20 protein-coding genes are annotated in these 22,317 nt (G+C 61.6%); 16 read left to right on the forward strand and 4 right to left on the reverse strand.

The window, feature by feature from the left end:
- From E5P2_RS37285 to E5P2_RS37315, 7 genes are all read left to right on the forward strand, one after another.
- A partial coding sequence (locus tag E5P2_RS37285) for a ParA family protein (protein ID WP_162572150.1) occupies positions 1–774 on the forward strand: 774 nt, incomplete at its 5' end.
- Positions 771–1,844: a transcriptional repressor gene korB gene (locus E5P2_RS37290; protein ID WP_011171679.1), complete on the forward strand. Its 1,074-nt coding sequence runs from the start codon at positions 771–773 to the stop codon at positions 1,842–1,844. The genes E5P2_RS37285 and E5P2_RS37290, both read left to right, overlap by 4 nt.
- Before the next feature lie 194 nt (positions 1,845–2,038).
- On the forward strand, positions 2,039–3,055 hold the full coding sequence (locus E5P2_RS37295) for a DNA-binding protein (RefSeq protein WP_011171678.1): 1,017 nt from the start codon (positions 2,039–2,041) through the stop codon (positions 3,053–3,055).
- 64 nt (positions 3,056–3,119) lie between these two features.
- On the forward strand, positions 3,120–3,308 hold the full coding sequence (locus E5P2_RS37300) for an antitoxin VbhA family protein (protein ID WP_011171677.1): 189 nt from the start codon (positions 3,120–3,122) through the stop codon (positions 3,306–3,308).
- The gene (locus tag E5P2_RS37305) at positions 3,305–3,913 is read left to right on the forward strand and encodes a Fic/DOC family protein (RefSeq protein WP_011171676.1); all 609 of its coding nucleotides are present in this window, start codon (positions 3,305–3,307) and stop codon (positions 3,911–3,913) included. Before E5P2_RS37300 ends, E5P2_RS37305 begins: the two co-directional genes overlap by 4 nt.
- Before the next feature lie 16 nt (positions 3,914–3,929).
- Complete coding sequence (locus E5P2_RS37310) at positions 3,930–4,274, forward strand: KfrB domain-containing protein (protein ID WP_015063536.1); 345 nt, start codon at positions 3,930–3,932, stop codon at positions 4,272–4,274.
- 30 nt (positions 4,275–4,304) lie between these two features.
- Entirely contained in the window at positions 4,305–4,955 is a 651-nt protein-coding gene (locus tag E5P2_RS37315) for an IncP plasmid survival protein KfrC family protein (RefSeq protein ID WP_220812009.1), read from the forward strand.
- Positions 4,956–5,025: 70 nt separating this feature from the next.
- Here the strand turns inward: E5P2_RS37315 and E5P2_RS37320 are convergent, their stop codons facing one another.
- The 3 genes from E5P2_RS37320 to E5P2_RS37330 are packed head-to-tail and all read right to left on the reverse strand — an operon-like array spanning position 5,026 to position 6,586.
- A complete protein-coding gene (locus E5P2_RS37320) occupies positions 5,026–5,463 on the reverse strand; it encodes a conjugal transfer protein TraM (RefSeq protein WP_011171734.1) in 438 nt (145 codons plus the stop codon).
- Positions 5,463–6,188, reverse strand: a complete 726-nt coding sequence (locus E5P2_RS37325) for a nucleotide-binding protein (protein WP_011171733.1) — start codon at positions 6,186–6,188, stop codon at positions 5,463–5,465. The genes E5P2_RS37320 and E5P2_RS37325 overlap by 1 nt, the downstream gene beginning before the upstream one ends.
- A complete protein-coding gene (locus E5P2_RS37330; RefSeq protein WP_011171732.1) occupies positions 6,188–6,586 on the reverse strand; it encodes a TraK family protein in 399 nt (132 codons plus the stop codon). Before E5P2_RS37330 ends, E5P2_RS37325 begins: the two co-directional genes overlap by 1 nt.
- 391 nt (positions 6,587–6,977) lie before the next feature.
- On the opposite strand from E5P2_RS37330, the gene traJ reads away from it, so the two are divergent.
- The 9 genes from traJ (at position 6,978) to E5P2_RS37375 (ending at position 22,100) form a co-directional block, all read left to right on the forward strand.
- Positions 6,978–7,367, forward strand: coding sequence for a conjugal transfer transcriptional regulator TraJ (traJ, locus tag E5P2_RS37335; protein ID WP_011171731.1), 390 nt, complete (start codon positions 6,978–6,980; stop codon positions 7,365–7,367).
- A 34-nt stretch (positions 7,368–7,401) separates the two neighbouring features.
- Entirely contained in the window at positions 7,402–9,594 is a 2,193-nt protein-coding gene (gene traI, locus E5P2_RS37340; protein WP_015063533.1) for a TraI/MobA(P) family conjugative relaxase, read from the forward strand.
- Entirely contained in the window at positions 9,591–11,504 is a 1,914-nt protein-coding gene (locus tag E5P2_RS37345) for a type IV secretory system conjugative DNA transfer family protein (protein WP_015063532.1), read from the forward strand. Before traI ends, E5P2_RS37345 begins: the two co-directional genes overlap by 4 nt.
- Entirely contained in the window at positions 11,501–12,037 is a 537-nt protein-coding gene (gene traF, locus E5P2_RS37350) for a conjugative transfer signal peptidase TraF (protein ID WP_011171726.1), read from the forward strand. Before E5P2_RS37345 ends, traF begins: the two co-directional genes overlap by 4 nt.
- Positions 12,038–12,045: 8 nt before the next feature.
- On the forward strand, positions 12,046–14,238 hold the full coding sequence (locus tag E5P2_RS37355) for a DNA topoisomerase 3 (RefSeq protein WP_011171725.1): 2,193 nt from the start codon (positions 12,046–12,048) through the stop codon (positions 14,236–14,238).
- Between the two features lie 4 nt (positions 14,239–14,242).
- A complete protein-coding gene (locus E5P2_RS37360; RefSeq protein WP_011171724.1) occupies positions 14,243–14,620 on the forward strand; it encodes a hypothetical protein in 378 nt (125 codons plus the stop codon).
- 3 nt (positions 14,621–14,623) lie between these two features.
- Positions 14,624–18,802: a zincin-like metallopeptidase domain-containing protein gene (locus E5P2_RS37365; protein WP_162572151.1), complete on the forward strand. Its 4,179-nt coding sequence runs from the start codon at positions 14,624–14,626 to the stop codon at positions 18,800–18,802.
- 338 nt (positions 18,803–19,140) lie between these two features.
- Positions 19,141–19,815: a recombinase family protein gene (locus tag E5P2_RS37370; protein WP_162572167.1), complete on the forward strand. Its 675-nt coding sequence runs from the start codon at positions 19,141–19,143 to the stop codon at positions 19,813–19,815.
- A 146-nt stretch (positions 19,816–19,961) separates the two neighbouring features.
- Positions 19,962–22,100, forward strand: a complete 2,139-nt coding sequence (locus E5P2_RS37375; protein ID WP_443083313.1) for an AAA family ATPase — start codon at positions 19,962–19,964, stop codon at positions 22,098–22,100.
- 111 nt (positions 22,101–22,211) lie between these two features.
- Here the strand turns inward: E5P2_RS37375 and E5P2_RS38475 are convergent, their stop codons facing one another.
- Entirely contained in the window at positions 22,212–22,316 is a 105-nt protein-coding gene (locus E5P2_RS38475; protein ID WP_197894043.1) for an antitoxin VbhA family protein, read from the reverse strand.
- Between the last annotated feature and the right edge of the window lies 1 nt (position 22,317).

Here is a 22,317-nt window from a genome sequence, read left to right on the forward strand (position 1 = left end):
ATGAAAACCCTGGTCGTCGCTCAACAGAAAGGCGGAGTCGGGAAGACTTCGAGTGTTGTTCACCTGGCGTTCGACTTCCTGGAGCGTGGCCTTCGCGTTGCCGTAATCGACCTGGACACGCAAGCCAATGCCTCCTTCACCCTGGCGCAGTACAAGATCGAGGCTCGGGCGAGCGGTTTCTTTGGTCCGGTGCCGGCCGATGGCTGGCGAGGCGCAGCCGCGGCCGATAGCGACGGCGCACGCCTGGCCCTGATCGAAGCAGATCCCGAGCTGGCCAATGCCGTTTTTCTGCCGCTGGACAAGGCCAAGCAGAACCTGAAAGCCAACCTCAAGGCGCTGGCTGGCCAAGGGTTCGACGTGTGCCTGATCGACACGGCACCCGGCCTTGGCGTTGCCCTGGTGGCCGCGCTCTACGCAGCCGATTGCGTGCTGTCCCCTATCGAGCTGGAGGCGTACAGCATTCAGGGCATCAAGATGATGCTGACCACGATCATGAACGTCCGCAAGGAGAACGCCGGCCTGCAGTTCCTGGGCATGGTGCCGTCCAAGGTAGACGCGAGGAACCCGCGCCATGTGCGCCACCAGGTCGAGCTACAGGCGGCCTATCCGAAGCTGATGGCGCCGGCCAGCATCGGCCTGCGCAGCAGCATTGCCGACGCCCTGGCGTCCGGGGTGCCCGTCTGGAAGATCAGGAAGACCGCCGCCCGCAAGGCCACGCACGAAGTTCGCGCTTTGGCCGCCTATGTTTTTGAAAAGATGGAGATCGCGCAATGAGCACCGCCGCAAACAAGAAGATTGCCCCCAAGTCGAAGACGCCTGCAAAGGCCGCTCCCGAGGCCGAGGCGAAGCCGCAAGCCGGTGGGCTGGGCCTGGAGGGCATGGGCGACCTGTCGGCGCTCCTGGCCGGCCCTACGGCCGCCGCGAACGGTGGCGGGCCGCTGGACCTGGACATGGGCCTGATTGATGAAGACCCGCACCAGCCGCGCACAGAGGACAACCCCGGTTTCTCCGACGAGAGCCTGGACGAGCTGGCCGCCTCGATCCGCCTCCGTGGCGTCAAGACCCCCATTTCCGTGCGCGACAACCCGGATGCGCCTGGTCGCTACCTCATCAACCACGGCGCGCGTCGCTTCCGTGGCTCGAAGCGAGCCGACAAGGCCACGATCCCCGGCTTCATCGACAACGACTACAACGAGGCCGACCAGGTGGTGGAGAACCTGCAGCGCAATGAACTGACGGCCCGCGAGATTGCCGACTACATCGGCCGCGAGCTGGCGAAGGGAGTCAAGAAGGGCGAGATTGCCAAGGCCATCAGCAAGTCGCCCGCCTTCGTGACGCAGCATGCCGCGCTGCTGGACTTGCCTGATCCCATTGCCGAGGCGTTCAACTCGGGCCGCGTCAAGGACGTTACCGTGGTCAACGAGCTGGTGACGGCGTTCAAGAAGAAGCCGCAGGAGGTCACGGACTGGCTGGAAGATGAGAACCAGGAAATCACGCGGGGTTCGGTCAAGCTGCTGCGCGAGTTTCTGGACGACAAGCGCAAGCACGAGGACGACGACCGCGATCCGAATACGGTAGACGTACTCACCGGAAAGACGGACGCCGAAGCTGGCGACGGCGAGCAGGGTTCAGGTTCTGACTCCAAGAAGGAAGAGAAGGAGCCCGACCCCGACAAGCTGAAAAAGGCCATCGTCCAGGTGCAGCACAACGAACGCCCTGCCCGGCTGATCCTCAACCGTCGCCCACCGGCCGAGGGCTTCGCCTGGTTGAAGTACGAGGATGACGGCCAAGAGTTTGAAGCCAACTTGAGCAGCGTCACTCTGGTGGCCCTGCTGGAAGGCTAAACCAAGCCCTGATTCCCCCGCAGGGCCGCGCCCAGGCCCACGCCGCACCCCACAAGCCCGCCCGCTCCCGGCGGGTTTTTTTTCGTCCCACGGTTTTAGCCGCTAAAAAAAGTTTAGCTAAACGCTTGACAGGTAAGAATAATAATAATAATATAACTCTTATTATCGTATTACTCAACCCGGAGCCGCGCACCATGGAACTTGCCAAAGACACCCGCGACCGCATCTTTGCCGCCGCTGATTCGCTCTACGAGCAGGCCGGCCGGGCCGCCTTTCCCACGGTCGATGCCGTGCGGAAGGTCGCCCGCGTCAACATGAACGACGCCAGCGCTGGCATGAAGGAATGGCGGCGTGCGCAGACCGCCCAGGCGGCCCCGGTGGCCGTCCAGGTGCCCGAGGCCGTTCAGCAGGCCAGCAGCGCCGCGCTGGCGTCCTTGTGGAAGGAGGCCCAGGAGCTGGCGAACGAGTCCCTTCGGGCTGCGCAAGCGGGCTGGGACGCGGAGCGCATCGAGGCCGAGACGCTGAACAAACAGATGGCCGACGCCTACGAGTCGCAGGCGGCCGAGCTGGAGGCGGCGCAGGGCCGCATTGCCGAGCTGGAGGCGGCGGCTCGCCAGGCGGCCGAGCTGGCCGAGGCGAGCCGGCAGCAGATCGAGGAAGGGCATACCGCCCTGCTGGGCATGCAGCAGCGGGCCGCCGTGGCCGAGGGCCGGGCCGAAGAAATTGAGCGTCGGGCGGGTGAGCTGCGCGCCGAACTCGATCACGCGCACGCCGAGGCCGAGACTGCCGCCGCCCAGGCCAAGGCCACGGCCGATAGCCTGCGCACCGAACGCGACAAGGTGCAGCAGCGCCAGGAGCTGGCCGAGGCCGAAGGCGTCAAGCTGGCCGACCAACTACGCCAGGCTCAGGTCCAGGTCGAGGCGTTGCGGAGCGAGCTGGCCGGCGTCAAGGCCCGTGCGGAGTCCCAGGCAGAGGCGCACCAGGAGCAGCGCAAGACGGCCGCCCAGGAAGCGGCGCGCATGGTCGAGCGCTTCACTGGTGCCCAGGCCGAGCGCGACCAGGCGCAGCGGGACGCGGCTGCGGCGCGGGAAGAGGCGGCAGGGCTGCGCGGCCAGCTCGAAGCCTTCAAGGAGCAGCACACGCAATTGATGGCCGCATTCCGAGACTCGGAAAAAGCCGATAAGGCCGTTTCACGTACCAAAAAGGACTGATATTTCGGGGGTTTTGCGCTAAAATGGCATGTTGTTTGGCAGCTACATCCGAGGGGCAAAAATCATGATCGCAGAGCAGGAACAGACCGAGCGCCGCGCCGTGGTGCAAAGCGCCCTTGCGAGCCAGCGCATCGAGGGCTTAGAGCCCGATGCGCAGGCCGTGGCCGACGCCGAGCGCTGGGCGCGTGGCGAGATGACCATCGGTGCCGCCGTGGACCAGTACAAGGCGCGCATGCGGCTAGAAATGGCATGAAATACGCCGGGGATCGCGGCGATCCTTACCTGGACAGCGAAACGGGTGTTCTCCGCAATCTCCTTGGAATCAAGGAACAGGGTGGACTCGATAAAGCCGAATCCACCCTTTCCTTTTTGCGGGCCAGCGAATTGCGCGAGCAGCCCGTTAAAGGCAAATTCGATTTAGCGCACCTGCAGCGAATTCACAAGCGCCTTTTTGGCGACGTGTACGACTGGGCGGGCCAAATCCGCCAGGTCGAAATCTCGAAAGGCAGCACCATGTTTGCCCGGCAGGTTGCGATCCAGAGCGCGGCGCAGCAGCTCTTTGGGCAGCTTGCCAAGGAACAGCTCTTGCGCGGCCTCGATGCCGACGAGTTCAGCAAGCGGGCCGGCCACTATCTCGGGGAAATCAACGTGCTTCATCCCTTCCGTGAAGGGAACGGCAGGACGCAGCGTGAGTTCATCGGGCAACTGGCCCAGCAGGCGGGCCACAGGATCGACTGGAGCGGGGTCAGTCAGGCCAGCATGACCCAGGCGTCAATCGAGGCCTACAACGGCGACTCAAGCGGTATGGCTGGCCTTATTCGCGCTGGCATGCCAGACCAGCTTTTTTTTAACCCATGAGTCTAGGAGTATTGGAATGAAACAGCGCCTTCTTGTGATGAACGGGCAGAGGCTCGTTCAGAGCGAGCAGGGAGGACAGTGGGCCACGGATAAGGTCGAAAAAGCCGGCCCGATCAAGCCGGGGATTTACAACATCCACCTATCCACCAAGGCCGACAAGAGCCAGAGCCACGATGGAGTGATCGTCCATGCCGACAAAGATCATGTGTATCAACAGGTCGGCAAACAGTTCGTCCAGCATGACCGGACGAATTTCGATAAAGTACCTGAAATCGGGAGCAATTCCAGCATCAAATACGATGGTGACAAGGCGCAAGTCGCCCCGTCATCCATCAAGCTGGGGCGAGGGTTGTCCCGATGAAGCTTTAGCCGCTAAAAAGGAGCCAAGGCCATGAGCATTCCCAGGGAGCGACTGCAGCAGCAGACGCAGCAAACCGCCCGCGCCACGCTTGCCGGTGCCCGCCAGGCCGGCGCAGACGCAGAGGTTCAAGCCGACGCCCTGCAGGATCGCGCCCTGGAGGCCCAGGCCGAGCAAGCGGCCTTGCTTGAAGCCTCCCCCTTGGAGTCTCAATACAGCGCCGCTTTCGCGGCGCAGGTCGAGGCGAAGCACGACCAGGCGGAAAGGATCGAGGACCGGCTTGAAGACCTGATCGAGCGGCAAGAATCCCGGATGCAGCAGGCGCAGGCCAAGCAGCCGGGCATGCTTGCTTTGCCCTCGACCCGTGCCAAGTGGCAACAGCAGATGCAGCAGCAGCAAGCCACCTTGCAGCGCCTGCATGGACGGCTAGAAACCGTCCGTGAAATCAAGGAGGGCATGGGCATCCATTCCCCCCGCATCGAAGAGCTTGCCGCTCGAAAGCTGCGTGCTCAAGAGCCAGAGCTTGCCAGCGAATGGGCCGACATGCGCGAAGCGCAGCGCCGGCACGAAGCCCTGCAGCGCAAGGAAGAGCAGGAGAAAAAGCAGGCTCAGGACCGCGAGCGTCGAGAGCAGATCGAACGAACCGGCCGAGGCGTGCGGCTAGGGCTTTCGCAGGCGCGCTAGCTGCGCCGCATCCCCAAAAAAAGAAGCCCGGCGATGCCGGGCTTTTTTATGCGCGCCTGCAGGCGCTGCGCTATCGCAGCGCTACCCACAACGCAACCGCCGCCGCCGCGAGCGTGATGCACGATGCAAGCACGTTCAGCAGGCCGATCCGCCGCGCATCCTTGACCTGGCCAGCGACACGGCCCAAGGCTGCATCGACCTCGGCGCGCACCGTGGCTGCCGTGCTCTTGGCGTTCTCCTGCATGGCCTTGTCCATCGCCCCTTTGCTTGCGGTCAGTGCCGCATTCAGGATGCGCTCGGCCTTGTCTTTGGCGTCCGTCCCCCAGCGGAGCGCCAGGGCCTCCAGCTCTTCCTTGTACTGATCGAGCTGGGCCTGTTGCGCCTTGGAGCTGTCCTGCATCAGCCGGTTGTTGATCGTCTGCAGGACCAGGATCGGATCATCACGCGAGACGGCTATGCCGTGCTTCGCGGCAATCTCCTTGATGAGTTCCTCTACCTGGTCGGCCATCACAGCACCGCTGCGCTATCGAGCTGGCCGAAGAGCTGGCCCTTCACGATCTTGAGCCGCTGCCTGGTCATGATCGTGAGGGAGTCCATCGCCAGGGCTTCATCGAACGTCAAACGTTCCTGCAGCATGTCGCTCAGATCGCGGCCGTAGGTTTCTTCCTTGAGGGCTGGAATCGACACGATGGCCGAAACGCGGGCCTTGTTGGCCGTGTATGCCTTCAACTGTTCAAAGCCCTTACCTTCGTGCTCAATCGGCCCCCAATACGGATTCAGCCACACCACGAAAATTGCTTCCGTGGGGAACTGGCTCACGAGCTGCGAAAAGCCGCTCACGGTGTCAAGAAGAGCCTGGCCGCCCGTGATGACCGTATGCACGACCAGTTCATGCCCCATGTCTGCCAGGAGTGCCGGCACCTGGTTGCTGATGAGGTAGTGCGAAAGCGGCACGAACGAGCTGGCCCCGTTGTCGATGATTACGTCATCCTTCGACGGCGCAACTAATTCGACCAAGGTATCGAAGTTGCGCGGGTTGATTTCGTCGCCTTCCATGATCTGGAGGCGCTTCACCCCGAGGGCTTTGTAGCCGGCGAACGTGGCGTTCACCGGGTCCGTGTCGATGCAGAGTGGCTTCTGACCCTTGCTTGCCTTGTACTGTGCCAAGGTGGCCGCGATGAACGACTTGCCCACCCCGCCCTTGCCTTGCAGAACCATGTGAATTTTCGCCATTACAGTAAATCCTCTTTTTTCGGTTGAGAGTCAAATTTGAAGCCGGCCGGAGCTGGCGCTGACTTCGTTGGTTGTTGCGGCCGTGGTGCAGCGGTCTTGCCTGCAGCGGGTGGACGTGGCGGGTCTGGTGGCGTCGATGGCTGGCCGTCTACCACCGCAGGAGGCCGGCCCTTGATGTGCCGGCGTACATGCTTCAAGAAGGTTTCGTAGCGATACGGGATCTTCCCCTTCTCGTGCAGATGCTCCCAGATCGTTAGAAGCGAATAGCCGGCCGCGATTGCGTCCTGCACGTCGCTCTTGAGGGCCAAGAACGCCACCACGTTCTTGTCCTGTCTCGGCCTGGTTGCTTCGCGTTTTTTCACCCATTCGGCCAGCTCTTCGGGGTAGCTCTTCGGCATCGTTCGTTTTCCATGTCGTTCCTATTGCGTACAACTCTAGCACTGCGTTAGATCGCAAAAAGATCGCTGTTACAGCGCTGTCAATGTGCTGACAGTGCGCTGAAACAAGGCGATTGAGGCTGATTATAGGCATCCTATGCGCTTTTTCGCTATATCGGTTAGCTTTCAGCGCAATAACAGCGGTTAAATGCGGCGCGGTGGTGTATGCTTTCCTTGGTGTTCATACCGCCGAAAGGCGGGCAGGATAGGTGAAGTTAGCTAACCGGAAAGCCGGTTATCTATCTTCACTATCCCCTTATTCGCACTTCGTGCTCAACGGGGAATCCTGCTCTGCGAGGCTGACGGCTACCGCCGTCTGAGGTGCGCGGCTTTAGCCGCTAAAGAGAGGCCAATGGCAAAGACAAGAAACAGCGACGATCCGCGAATGCCGACCCGCAAAGCGGGCCGGCATTTGCGCGTCCCCGTGCTTCCCGACGAGGAAGCCGAAATCAAACGACTGGCGGCTTCGGTCGGGCTTCCCGTGGCGGCGTACCTGCGGAACGTGGGTCTTGGCTACCAGGTGCCCGGCATCCTGGACAACAAGCGAGTTGAAGAACTTGCTCGCATCAATGGCGACCTTGGGCGGCTGGGTGGGCTGCTGAAGCTGTGGCTCACCGATGACGTGAGGACGCTCCAGTTTGGAGAGACGACCATCCTCGCCCTGTTGTCGAGGATCGAATCCACGCAGGACCGCATGCACGAGGTCATGCAGGAGGTTGTCACTCCAAGGGTGAAGCGATGAGCCCTTTAGCCGCTAAAAATTGCGGGGGGTGGCCGTGATCGCAAAGCACGTTTCCATGAAGACGGTGCAGAAGAGTGACTTCGCCGGTCTGGTGAAGTACATCACCGACGAACAGGCGAAGAACGAGCGCGTGGGCTACGTGGCTGTCACGAACTGCCACACAGACCGGCCCGAAGTGGCGATCACCGAAGTCCTCAACACCCAGGCGCAAAACACCCGGTCGGGGGCCGACAAGACGTATCACCTGATCGTCAGCTTCCGGCCAGGCGAGCAACCCGACGACGCGACCTTGAAGGCCATCGAGGCGCGGATATGCGAAGGGCTGGGGTTTGGCGAGCATCAGCGCGTCAGTGCCGTTCACCACGACACCGACAACCTGCACATTCACATCGCCATCAACAAGATTCACCCAACGCGCTACACGATCCTGGAGCCATTCAACGCTTATCACACGCTCGGGCAGCTCTGCGAAAAGCTCGAACGCGAATACGGCCTGGAGCGCGACAACCACCAGGGGAACAAGCTGGTATCGGAGGGCCGCGCCCAAGACATGGAGCGGCATGCAGGCGTCGAAAGCCTGCAGGGCTGGGTCAAGCGCGAATGCGCCGCAGACATGCAGGCCGCGCAGTCGTGGGAGGCTCTGCACCAGGTCATGCGGGACAACGGCCTGGAGCTGCGCGAGCGCGGCAATGGGTTCGTGATCCAAGCCGCTGACGGCCTTGCCGTCAAGGCCAGTTCCATCGGCCGCGAATTCTCCAAGGCCAAGCTGGAAGAAAGGCTGGGCACCTTCGAGCCATCGGCCGAGCACTTGGAGCGCGCAGCGCAGAAGCCGCGCAAACAGTACGACAAGAAGCCGGTGCGGTCCCGTGTCAACACGGTAGAGCTGCACGCGAAGTACAAGGCCGATCAACTCACCATCAGCGGATCGCGCACGGCCGAATGGGAGAAGGCGAGGGCGAAGAAAGACCGCCTCATTGAAGCCGCGAAGCGTAGCGGGCGGCTCAAGCGTTCGACCATCAAGCTGATTTCAGGGGCCGGCGTGGGCAAGAAGCTGATGTATTCGGCCACCAGCAAGACCATGAAATCCGAGATCGAGAAGATCAACAAGCAGTACCTCAAGGAACGGCAAGAGATACATGAGAAGTACCAGCGCCGTGCGTGGGCCGATTGGCTGCGCGCCAAGGCCGCAGAGGGCGACCAGGAGGCGCTAGGGGCGCTGCGCGCCCGCGATGCTGCCCAGGGCCTCAAGGGCAACACCGTGGCCGGCACGGGGCCGCTGCGGCCCCAGGCGGCCGCTGCAGAGCAGGACAGCGTGACGAAGAAGGGCACGATCATCTATCGCGTCGGCCCTACCGCCGTCCGCGACGATGGCGACCGCCTGAAAGTCTCGCGCGGGGCCGACCAGGACGGCATGCAGGCCGCGTTGCGCATGGCAATGGATCGCTACGGCGACCGCATCAGCGTCGGCGGCACGCCGGCATTCAAAGAGCAGATCGCCCAAGCGGCGGCGGCCTCGAAATTACCCATCACCTTTGACGACGACGCCCTGGAGCGCCGCCGTCAAGAACTATTGACCCAAGCAACCACGAAGGAGAACGACCATGACCGAACCGACCGAGGACGAGCTGCTGGAGGCGGCATTAGCGGCAGTGGACCAGCCATTGCCGCAATCCCCGGAGCCGCCCGAGCCGGACAGCCACGAGCCGCCGCAGCCGGACGGACCACCAAGCCCAACGTTGGCCGCGTTGGACGAAAGCCGCCGCCCCAAAGCCAAAACCGTCTGCGAAGACTGTCCCAACTCGGTGTGGTTCAGCTCGCCAGCGGAAGTGAAGTGCTATTGCCGCGTCATGTTCCTGGTGACGTGGAGCAACAAGGAGCCAAACCAGTTGACGGCCTGCGACGGGATATTTTTGGGCCAGGAAGACTAAGCCCGCAGGTTGCCGCTGCCGCCGACAAATACATAGCGGAGCGGGAGGGCAAGCGCCTTAAAGGATTCGATATACCGAAGCACTCCCGCTATACTGACGGGCAGGACGGGGCCGCGACTTTCGCCGGCATCCGCCAGGTCGAGGGGCAATCACTGGCCCTTCTGACACGCGGCGAGGAAGTCATGGTGCTGCCAGTTGATGAGCCGACCGCACGACGCCTCAAGCGCCTTGCCGTTGGTGATGCCATCACCGTGACCCCCCAGGGTTCCATCAAAACGACGAAAGGACGTAGCAGATGACAAAAGACAGGTTCAACAACGCGGTAGGGCCGCAGGTACGCGCCGAGAAGGAGGGGCCTGGCAAGGTCATCCCGGCGCTGGCCGTGCTGTCCCTTGGCGGCGGATTGCAGGCTGCTACGCAGTTCTTCGCCCATGACTTCAAGTACCAGGCCGCGCTTGGCGCGCACATCAACCACATTTACCCGCCGTGGGGAATCGTCCAGTGGGCCGGCAAGTGGTACGGCCAGTACCCCGACGCCTTCATGCGCGCCGGAAGCATCGGCGTCACGATTACCGGCGTTGGCCTCATCAGCCTGGTTGTCGCCAAGATGGTGCTGGCGAATTCATCGAAGGTGAACGAGTACCTGCACGGCTCGGCCCGCTGGGCGAACGTCAGGGACATTCAGGCGGCCGGCCTCATCCCGCGTGCGCGGTCGTTCTGGCAAACCATCACCGGCAAGGATGCGGCGGCCAGCTCAGGCGTCTACGTGGGCGCGTGGATCGACAAGAAGGGCAAGCAGCACTACTTGCGCCACAACGGGCCGGAGCATGTGCTTTGCTATGCGCCGACCCGTTCCGGCAAGGGCGTCGGCCTGGTGGTTCCTACGCTGCTGTCCTGGGGCCATAGCGCAGTCATCACCGACCTGAAAGGCGAGCTGTGGGCGCTGACGGCCGGATGGCGGCAGAAGCATGCGAAGAACAAGGTTCTGCGTTTCGAGCCGGCGACGGCCAGCGGTAGCGTTTGCTGGAACCCACTCGATGAAATCCGCCTTGGCACGGAAAACGAAGTGGGCGACGTGCAGAACCTCGCAACGCTGATCGTTGACCCGGACGGCAAGGGCCTCGAATCGCACTGGCAAAAGACCAGCCAGGCGCTGCTTGTCGGCGTGATCCTGCATGCGCTCTACAAGGCCAAGGCCGAAGGCACGCCGGCCACGCTGCCCGGCGTCGATGCCATGCTGGCCGACCCCAACCGCGACATTGGCGAGCTGTGGATGGAAATGACCACCTACAGCCACGTAGACGGCCAGGTCCACCCGGTTGTCGGCTCTGCCGCCCGCGACATGATGGACCGGCCCGACGAGGAAGCAGGATCGGTGCTGTCCACCGCCAAGTCCTACTTGGCCCTGTACCGCGATCCCATCGTGGCCCGCAACGTGAGCAAGTCCGAATTCAAGATCAAGGACTTGATGCACCACGACAACGCGGTGAGTCTCTACATCGTCACGCAGCCAAACGACAAGGCCCGCCTGCGGCCGTTGGTGCGGGTCATGGTGAACATGATCGTTCGCCTGCTGGCCGACAAGATGGACTTCGAGAACGGCCGTCCGGTGGCGCACTACAAGCACCGCATGCTGATGATGCTTGACGAGTTTCCCAGCCTGGGGAAGCTCGAAATCATGCAGGAGTCGCTGGCATTCGTGGCCGGCTACGGCATCAAGTGCTACCTGATTTGCCAGGACATTAACCAGCTCAAGAGCCGCGAAACCGGCTACGGCCACGACGAGAGCATCACGTCGAACTGCCACGTCCAGAACGCCTACCCACCGAACCGCGTTGAGACGGCCGAGCATCTTTCCAAGCTCACCGGCCAGACCACCGTAGCGAAGGAGCAGATCACCACCAGCGGCCGGCGCACGAGCGCTTTGCTGGGCCAGGTGTCGCGCACGATCCAGGAAGTTCAGCGCCCCTTGCTCACGCCCGATGAGTGCCTGCGCATGCCCGGCCCGGTGAAGACCGAGGGCGGCGACATTGCAAAGGCCGGCGACATGGTGGTGTACGTCGCGGGCTATCCCGCGATCTACGGCAAGCAGCCACTGTATTTCCAAGACCCGACCTTTCAGGCGCGGGCGGCGATTCCCGCACCGAAGAACAGCGACAAGCTGCGTAACAGCTTTGTCGCGCCCGCAGGGGAGGGGATCACGATATGAGCCGCTTGCTGAAACGGATCACCATCGGCACCGCCATCGGCGGCGCTGCCGTGCTCGCCTTGGGCGTTGCCTGCTATGCAGCCGGTGCCCGCGTCAACACCACGAAGAGCATTCCCGTCGGCCTCTATTGGGCAAGCAGCGCGCCGGTAGAGAAGGGCGCTTACGTCATGTTTTGCCCGCCGCAAGTCGGCGTGTTCGGTGACGCCAAGGAACGGGGCTACATCGGGGGCGGGTTCTGCCCTGGCGGCTACGGCTACCTCATGAAAAAGGTTTTAGCCGCTAAAGCCGATGCCGTCACCGTGGCCGATGACGGCGTGCGAGTGAATGGCGCACTGCTGCCACTGAGCGCACCGCTCAAGACCGACAAGGCTGGCCGGCCCTTGCCGCGCTACCAGACCAACAGCTACGAGCTGGGCAATTCCGAGGTGCTGCTTATGTCGGACGTGAGCGGCACATCGTTCGACGGCCGCTACTTCGGGCCGGTCAACGTTTCGCAAATCAAGACCGTGATCGTCCCGGTCATCACCTGGTAGGAGGCACCATGCGTTTGTTCATTGCAGAAAAGCCCGACCTGGCGAAAGCCATTGTCGAAGGCTTGGGAGGCGGAAGCCGCAAGGACGGGTACTACGACTGCGGCGGCGACTATGTGGCCTGGTGCTACGGCCACATGCTGCAACTGCTGGACCCCGAGGACTACGACGAGCGATACAGCAAATGGAACATGGACGACCTGCCCATGTCCCATATTCCTTGGAAGAAGAAGCCCAGCGGTGACAAGGGCGCGAAGGACCAGCTCAAGGTCATTCTCGGCCTGTTGAAGAAAGCCAGCAGCGTCGTCAACGCTGGCGACCCCGACGATGAAGGGCAGCTTCTTGTCGATGAAATCCTGGAGTACGCCGGCTGCACTCTTCCGGTGAAGCGGGTTCTCATCAACGACAACAACACCAAGGTTGTGCGCAAGGCGCTGGAGAGCATGCGCGACAACCGCGAGTTCGCCGGCCTGTCGGCCGCCGCCGAGGCCCGCAGCGTGGGCGACCAGCTCTACGGCTACAACATGACCCGCGCCTACACCCTGGCGGCCCGCCAGAAGGGCTACCAGGGCGTCATGAGCGTGGGCCGGGTGCAGACCCCCATCGTCGGCCTTGTCGTGCGCCGCACGCGGGCATTCAAGGCCCACAAGAAGGCGTACTACTACAACGTCACCGGACGGTTTGAGGTCGAAGGCGTTGCCTTCCCTGCGCGGTATCAGATCGTTGAAGCCGATCCAGTGGACGAGAAGGGCCGGCTGATCGAAGAGCAGCATGCCCAGGCCATCGCGGATGCCGTCAAGGGCAAGCCTGCGCGAATCGTCAGCGCCGACACCAAGCAGAAAGAACAGCATCCGCCCTTGCCTTACAACCTGTTGAAGCTGCAAACCGATGCCTCCCGCAAGTTCGGTTTCAAGCCCGACCAGACCAAGGACATAACGCAGTCGCTGCGCGAAAAGCACAAGCTCATCACGTACAACCGCAGCGACTGCGAATACCTCAGCGACGAGCAGCACGGGGACGCGCCGGGCGTGCTGGCGGCGATCACGCAGACCGCGCCCATGTTGGCCGCCGTTGCGCAGCGGGCCGATCCCTCGATCAAGAGCCGGGCCTTCAATTCGTCCAAGGTTTCCGCCCACCACGGGATCATTCCAACAGAGGCGACGGCGAACCTGGCGGCGTTGAGCGAGGGGGAACAGAAGATCTATTTGCTGATCGCCCGCGCCTACATCGCGCAGTTCTGGCCCAAGCACCAATACGACCAGACCGATGTGCTGGTGGAGTCCGAGGGGCACCGCTTCGCCGTGCGCTCCAACGTCACCACGCGCCAAGGCTGGCTTGTTCTCTACAAGAACGACGCGGGCAATGAAGACCTGGAAGGCGACGAGAACGACCTGTCCATCGACATACGCACGCTGCGCGACGGCCAGGCCGGCGTCTGCGTCGATGCCGAGGCCGCCAAGCAGGAAACGAAGCCGCAGCCGCTCTACACGATGGCGACCCTGCTAGGGGACTTGACCCGCGTTGCCAAGTACATCCGCGACGACCGCCTGCGCAAGCTGCTGCTGGAGAAGGACAAGGGCAAGGAAGGCGAGCATGGCGGCATCGGGACGCCGGCCACGCGAGACAGCATCATCGCCACGCTCTTCGAGCGCGCCTACCTGGTCGAGCAAGGCAAGAACATCGTGCCCACACCCACGGCCGAAGAGTTCTACGACGCCCTGCCCGACCAGGCCAAATTCCCCGACATGACCGCGCTCTGGCATGAGCAGCAGAAGGCCATCCAGGCCGGCCAGCGCGACACCGAATCATTCGTGCGCGAGCTGATGGACTACATCGCTGGCGAGGTGGCCGGCGTGAAGGAAAACGGGCTGGCAATCAAGGTTGACACGCACCCTTGCCCGCTCTGCGCCAAGCCGTTGCGCCGCATCAAGAAGAAGGAAAAGAACGAGTTCTTTTGGGGATGCACCGGCTTCGCCGATGGCTGCAAGTTCGTCTGCGAAGACAAGGCCGGCAAGCCCGTGCCGCGAGAGACGCCAAAGGTGTCGGAGCTGCACAAGTGCATGGCTTGCGGCAGCGGCTTGTCTAGGCGGGCCAGCACGAAGAAGAAAGGCATGTTCTGGTGGGGTTGCAGCAACTACCCGACATGCACACAGACCTATCCCGACATCAAGGGCAAGCCCGATTACAGCAAACCGAAGGAGTGATGACATGACCCAGCAAACCAACGACCAGGCCGCCGAAGTGATCCCGGCCATTGACGACGCCGCAGCCAGCGCGGAAGCCTTGCGCGAGAAGCTGACCGATGCACAGACGCCCGGCTACCAGGCCGAATTCGATCCCGACGAGGCCGACCGTGCCGGCGCGTTCGCAGAAGACGCCTTGAGCGAAGGCGATGCCCTCGCCAGCACCGACGACCTGGCCGACCTGGCCGGCGATGGGTCGCTGGAGCCGGCATTCCTTGACGATGACGGCCCGAGCGCAGACCTCCCGCGCATCGTCTCGACCACCAACGCCCGCAAGCTGTACGAGCTGCGCCCCGGCGAGTCGGTCGCCCAGGCCGCCGCACGCAAGGCCAAGGAGGGCTGATCCATGCCCATCACGAAAGCCGAGGCGCAGGAGGTGACGCGGGCCTTTGTCCGCGACTACCCCGGCGCGCTTGAGCTGGCCTACAAATTCCGCGAGGACGCCGCCGAGCTGTACGGGCCGCGAGCCGCCGAAGTGCCCCAGGACATGAAAGGCGGCTACGTCCCGAAGGAGACGCAGCACGCCGGCCGTGCCTACCGTGGCCGCGTGGACGTGCCCCTGGCGAACGTGGAGGATGCCGGCGACCTGCTGCTGACGCTGCGGCACGAGGTGTTGGGCCACTACGGAGCCAACACCTTCGCGCCGGCAGAGAAGCGTGCCTTGCTGGACGGCCTGGTGGCCGCCCGCGAGGAACCCAGCCTCAAACCGCTATGGGACGACATAGACCGGCGTTACGCCGGCTATCCCGTGGACGTGCGCGCCGAGGAAGTCTTTGCCCTGTACTGCGAGGGCATCGAGCCAAGCCATCACCAGGGCGCGGACCTCTTCGCCCAGGGCACAGACCAGGTGCGGCAGAAGGGCCAGCAGTCATTCGCGGAAACCTGCATCGCCCGCGTGCGGCCCATGCAGGCGGACGACTTGCACAACATCGTGTGCGTCGTCGCTCAGGGCCTGCACGACCGATCCAGGACGCAGCAGACCTTTCCGCAGATCAACGAGCTATTCAGAAGGGACGACAAGATGGAGCCGAAAAAGCCATTTCACGAGACAGTGGCCGAGAAGCTGATCGAGCAATTGAAAGAGGGCACCGCTCCATGGCAAAAGCCGTGGGAGCCTGGTCAACCTGGTGCTTTCATTCCGACGAACCCGACCACCGGCAAGCGCTACCGGGGCATCAACGCTATCCAGCTCATGAGCCAGGGCCACAGCGACCAGCGCTGGATGACCTACAAGCAGGCGGCTGCCGTTGGTGCCCAGGTGCGCAAGGGCGAGAAGGGAACGCCGATCCAATACTGGAAGTTCAGCGACGAGCAGATCAAGACCGACGCGGACGGCAAGCCCGTCCTTGATGCACAGGGCGAGCCGGTCAAGCAGTCGGTCAAGCTGGAGCGGCCGAGGGTGTTCTTTGCGACGGTGTTCAACGCCGAGCAGATCGACGGGCTTCCACCGCTGCAACCGCGCAAGCAACAGGATTGGACGGCCGTGGAGCGCGCCGAACACATCCTGCAGGCGTCCGGTGCCGTGATCCGCCACGGCGAGCAGAACCGGGCGTTCTACCGCCCGGCGACGGACAGCATCCACATGCCCGACAAGGGGCAGTTCCCCACGGCCGACAACTACTACGCGACCGCGCTCCACGAGCTGGGCCACTGGACCGGCCACGAGTCGCGCCTTGATCGAGACTTGTCCAATCCATTCGGGTCCGAGGGGTACGCCAAGGAAGAGCTGCGGGCGGAAATCGCCAGCATGATCTTGGGCGACGAGCTGGGCATCGGCCACGATCCCGGCCAGCACGTCGCCTATGTGGGTTCGTGGATCAAGGCGCTGCAGGACGATCCGCTGGAGATTTTCCGGGCCGCTGCAGATGCCGAGAAGATTCAAGACTATGTGCTGGGCCTGGAGCAGCAACAGGTGCAGGAGCAGGACCAGCAGCAGCAGCGCCAGGCGCTGCCGGAGACACAAGCTGAAAGTGTTGTGGCCGCGCTGGAGTCGGCCGGCTGGGTGCGCAGCGATGGCGCTGCCATCGCGTCCAAGTCGTTCGATACGGTGAACGGTAAGAACGATGCACATGCGTTCATCACGGCCGGCGATGGCATCAACCGCACTTTGCAATTCCAGTACCTCAGCGAAGGGCGCAACGTGGTGGCGGCAGATGGCGCGCTCATTCCAGTAGGTGCGACGGCCGAGCAGGCCGCCCGAATTGCGACAGCCGCCGCCGCACGGGCCGATAAGTCGATTCAGGATTCCTACGGCGTCCGCGTTGCCGCCATGTTGGACGAAGGGAAGCAGCAGGAGGCGAACATGCAAGCACAACAAGCCAAGCGGGCCGAGGCGGCCTACATCGAGCGCGTACTAGAAGCCGTCACGCGGGTGTCCGACCCGGCCGCCCTGCAGACGAGCGAGAAATTCGAGCTGGCCGAGCGGCGCAACGCCATCATCTTGACGGCCGACGCACGCACCATCAGCCCGGCATCGTTCCAGCAGAGCGCGAAGGAAGGCTTCGGCGTGGACATGCCGGCCGATTGGAACGGTCGAATCCATGTGCAGGGCAACGTGACGCAACAGATCGACGGCAAGCCTCACGTCGCCGCAGCACATTCCCTTGGCGTTGAACCGGAGTTCTTCGGGGTCTACGCGCAGCACGAGGACGGCACGCATCAGTGGCTGGCCGACTTCCCATCCGTCACCGAGGCCGACGAGCTGGCCGACCAGCTGCGCATGGTCGATGCCATTACCGAGCAGAACCCGCACGAGCAGGCGGCCAAGCTGGCCCGCGTGCTCGAAAACGCGGTGCGCCGCGACCCGAACAGCACGGACGAGCAAATTTCAGCCGCTAAAGAGGCCCGCAAGGATGCCGAGGGCGCGGCCATGCTCAACGATGCCGACATGCAGCGCCGAATCGCCGAGTTCGAGCGGGAACGGGGCCAGCAGCAGGCCGCAGCGCCGGCAGCGCAGTCCCCGAGCCAGATCAAGGCCGAGGCCCAGGCGCAAAAGACCTTCATCCAAGTGCCCTACCGCGAGAAAGACGAGGCGAAGGCGCTGGGTGCGAAGTGGGACCGGCAGGAACAGTCCTGGTACGTTCCGGCCGGTGTCGCTGCAGGCCCCTTCGCAAAATGGGCGCAGGGGGCCGCTACGGCCGCCGTAGACGCGCCGCAGGCCGTGCAGACGACCGAAGGCCCCACCGTGGGCCGCAAAGCGGCCCAGGAGCGGGAATACCTGGCTGTTCCCTACGGCGAGCGCATCGCGGCCAAGGCGGCCGGCGCCGAGTGGGACAAGGTAGCGAAGTCCTGGTATGCCGGCCCGAAGGCCGACATGGAGAAGCTGGCCCGCTGGAAGCCCGAGAACGTGCCCGACCAGCAGGGGCCGGCCATGACGCCGCAGGAAGAGTTTGCCGATGCGCTGCGCTCCATCGGCTGCGTGGTCAGCGGCGAGCATCCCATCATGGACGGCAAGAAACACCGCATCAGCGTGGAAGGCGAGAAGCCCAGCGAGAAAGCCGGCTCGGGTTTCTATGTCGGCCATCTTGACGGACACCCTGCCGGCTACATGAAGAACAACAAGACCGGCATCGACATGAAATGGAAGTCCAAGGGCTACACCCTCGATCCCGAAGAGAAGGCACGCATGGCGGCCGAGGCCGCCACCAAGCTGCAGGCCCGCGAAGCCGAGCAGGCTCAGGCCCACGAAGCGACCGCGCAACGTGTCGGCCGCCAGATGGCCGACCTGGTGCCGGTCGAGCAGCCGACGCCCTACATGCAGGCCAAGGGCATCGAGCCGCAGGCCGGCGTCTTCACCGACCGCGCAGGCCAGAAGACCTACATCCCCGCAACGGACGTGGACGGCAAGCAGTGGACGATGCAATACATCCAGGAGGACGGCACAAAGCGGTTTGCGAAGGACAGCCGCAAGGAAGGTTGCTTCCATGTCGTCGGCGGCATGGATGCGCTGGCCCAGGCCCCCGCCCTTGTGATCGGTGAAGGCTATGCGACTGCCGGCAGCTTGTCGCAATCGCTGGGCTTCGCCACCGTGGCCGCGTTCGACTCGGGGAACCTGCCGGCCGTTGCGAAGGCGCTGCACGAGAAATTCCCGGACAAGCCCGTCATCATCGCCGGCGACGATGACCGCCACCTGGAGCTGACGCAGGGCGTCAACCCAGGCAAGGCGAAGGCCCAGGAGGCCGCGAAGATCACCGGAGGCAAGGCAATGCTGCCGATCTTTGCGCCGGGCGAGAACAGCTATCCCGCTGGCCTTCCACCCGTCACCCCGGACAAGTTCAGGGAGCATCAGCGCACCGGGACGACACTCAGCGACCAGCAGCTTGCCGCGCTCGATCACATGAAGGGCAAGACCGACTTCAACGACCTGGCGAACAAGAGCGTGCTGGGCAAGGAAGGGATCGACCGCCAGGTGCGGGCCGCCGTCCATGACGTGATCGAGAAGCACCAGGCGCGTATCGAGCAGCAGCAACAGCGCGTGCAACGACAGGACCAACCGTTGCAGCCGCGCCGCGCTGCGAAAATCTGACAACGGATTTAACGAACCGCCCGCATAATGGCTGCACTGTGTGAGCGGGTTCCTCCCTCCCTCCCTACCGCTCCGCAGCCTCCCTTGCCGCCTCGCACCCCGAGGCGGCTTTTTTTTGCCCCTGCCGCGCATCGAGCATGCACGCGGCGGCCGTGGCCAACACCGAGTTGGCCAGGCTGGCCAACCTGGTCGAGATCTACTGCAGCAGATCCCGAACGAGATCCACGCCGGCCAATTTGGGTAGCCAAAATCGACCCGGCCAATTTGACCCGTGGCGCGAGTTCTTGGCCCCCTGTAGCATGACCAGCTCATTTGCGTATACCCTAAAAGGCCATGCCATGACGACAAAGAGGAAGACGACCAGCTCGGCCGCGCCGGTCAAGGTTGCCCGCATCTACATGCGAGTAAGCACCGAAGCGCAGGATTTGGAGCGACAGGAAGGTATCGCGCAGGCCGCAAGGGCGGCCGGGTACTACGTCGCCGGCATTTATCGGGAAAAGGCATCAGGGGCACGCGCTGACCGTCCCGAGCTGCTGCGCATGATTGACGATCTGCAACCCGGTGAAATCGTGGTGGCTGAGAAGATCGACCGCATCAGCCGCCTACCCTTGGCCGAAGCCGAAAGGCTTGTGGCCTCGATACGCGCCAAGGGTGCCCGGCTATCGGTGCCCGGCATCATCGACTTGGACGAACTGGCGGCCGAAGCACAGGGCGTGCCCCGCATCGTCTTGGAGTCCGTGCAGGACATGCTTTTGAAACTGGCCCTGCAAATGGCCCACGAGGACTACGAGGACAGGCGCGAACGCCAGCGCCAAGGCATTGAGCTGGCGAAGGCTGCGGGCCGCTATGCTGGCCGCACGCCCGATACCGCCACACATGCCCGCATCGTGGCCCTGCGCGAAGGCGGTAAGAGCATCGCGGAAACGGCAAGGCTGGCCGGATGCAGTCAAAGCCAAGTGAAGCGCATATGCGCGATGGCGTTACCAGCGGTTGGCGACATGAAGGAGCCCTAGGTCATAAACCTGTCACTATATAGGAAGGCTAAGCCCAACCGGACTGCGAAGCGGTACTAAACTCATTCTCGCATTTAAAGCATCAATTACTCTACTCGGCAGTGTTATTAATTCGGTGCACGGTTCACGCCCTCCTATAGGAGGGTATGAACAATATCAATATTTTGGCAAGTAACTTTCTGGGGTTGCAAGTGAATCAATTTAATATTTCTATTAGCAACTGCAACAGCGTTGACCGGGCCGATGTTGTTCTCACGAAAGGCACGCTAAATATAAAGTATGGCCCAAATGGTTTGGGTAAAAGTACCCTAGCAAAGGCAATCGTTAGCCAAATCCGCGGGGATGGCAGTCTCCAAGATCTCGTTCCATTTAAGAACCGTGGCAAAGCGGAAGCCATGCCTCCCCAAGTGGATGGCGTCGATGACTTGAAGTCTACTCTGGTATTTGATGAGGGCTACGTCCAGCAGTTCGTATTCCAAAAAGACGAAGTGCTCAAAAACAGTTTCGACATCTTTATAAAAACCCCGGAATATGTTGCAGCGATGGACGCGATCGATGCCCTGCTGTCGGGTGTAAAGAAGGCGCTCACTAACAACGCCGAAATAGAGAAAACCATTTCCGATTTGAAGGAATTACGTGATGCGTTCGGCAATTCCAAACCCGGCAATATCCCGAAGAATAGCAAAATTCATAAGGCGTTTGGCACTGGCAATAAAATTGAAAACATCCCAGCGGCTCTGAAACCTTTTGAGACGTTCATCAAGGGCCAAGAGCCATCTAAGTGGATCGCTTGGCAAATTAAGGGCAACGATTTTTTGAAGCTTGGCGATACCTGCCCATATTGCTCAACCGCATTGGCAGGCGAGGGCCAGAAAGACACTGCACTTGCTGTTGAGAAAGAGTATGACGCGACTGCGGTGGGTCATCTAAACACGCTTAAGGCCGTTATCGAACGACTCGGCAAGTACTTCAGCGTGAGGTGCCGCGAAAACCTTGAGAAGGTGACGAAAACCAAGGTTGAGCTGACCGCGCAGGAACTGAGCTTCCTGACTGGACTTAAGGCTGAAATAGATGGTTTGATCACGCAACTTGAAGGCCTGCGAGCTATTTCTTTCTTCTCATTGAGGGACGTAGAGCAAATCAACGCGCGGATCACCCCGCTGAAGATCGACCTTGCACTTATGGACAAGCTGGACTCCGGGGAAACCAGGAGCATCACTGATCCGGTCAATGCGCAACTGGAAGAGCTATTGTTGAAGATCGGTGAGCTAACCGGACAGGTCAATAAGCACAAAACAAAAATCAAGAAGGCCATTGAGGCCAATCAGACCAGCATCAATGCATTTCTGAAGTCAGCAGGTTACAAATACACTGTAGAGATCGTACCGGAGATCGAATCCTACAAAATGAAGCTGGTGCACCGCGACCTAATTGGGCACCTGGAAACTGCCTCAAAACACTTAAGCTACGGCGAGAAGAACGCCTTCGCCCTGGTTCTTTTCATGTATCAGGTGTTCAGTGAGAATCCTGACCTTGTGGTGTTGGATGACCCAATATCCTCGTTCGACAAGAATAAAAAATTCGCCATCCTCCACGAGTTGTTCCAAGGTAAAGCCAGTCTCAAGGGGCGAACCACCCTGATGCTCACTCACGACATTGAGCCTGCCATCGATATCATAAAGACAACCAAAGACGTTTTCCAGGCATCTAAGCCTTCAGCATCGTTCCTATCATCGCGTAATGGTGTGGTGAGGGAAGTGCCCATCGCAAAAGAAGACATCCAAACTTTTGCAATGATCTGTCGAGCAAACATTACCACCCTTCACGATCCAATTCTTAAAGCGGTTTATTTACGGCGCGACTATGAGCTGCGAGATGAAGTCGGTCTGGAATACAACCTATTGGCTAGCCTGTTCAAGGGTCGAGTCGTGCCGACGCTGCAATCAGCGACTGAGAATCGGGACATGACATCCGAGGAAAAGCAATCGGCTGAGGCCAATATTCAAACCGAACACTTTCCCGGTTTCAACTACGACTCCCTTGTCGCAGAAGTGAACAATGTGAACTGCATCCGAGTCAAATTTCTAGCGACCGATGTCGGTTACGAGAAAATCCAACTATTCCGAATTTTCAACATTGCGCACGATGACGATGTAATCCGGAAATTTATCAACGAGTCGTACCACATCGAAAACGAGTATGTTATGCAGCTCAACCCCCACAAATTTGAGAGTATCCCCGAGTATGTCATCGAAGAATGCGTGCGAATGTTACCTCTGGCTTAGGTGGCGGGCGAATTAGAAGACAGCTATTTGGCATTCAACCTGCGCTGTCCCTGGCTTTACGCTATTCCCGAAAATATGCGATTCCGGCGTAACCGCCCACGCAAGACAAATTCAGCGTACCGGCTTCACGAACTCGGCAAGGTCGATTTCACCGGCAACAAACCTGGCGGCCCGCTGTTCTTCGGCCTCGGATAGCTTGAACCCTTCAAGGCCCACG

Origin of the sequence: Variovorax sp. SRS16 (genome assembly GCF_901827165.1) — a bacterium.
GTDB lineage: Bacteria > Pseudomonadota > Gammaproteobacteria > Burkholderiales > Burkholderiaceae_C > Variovorax.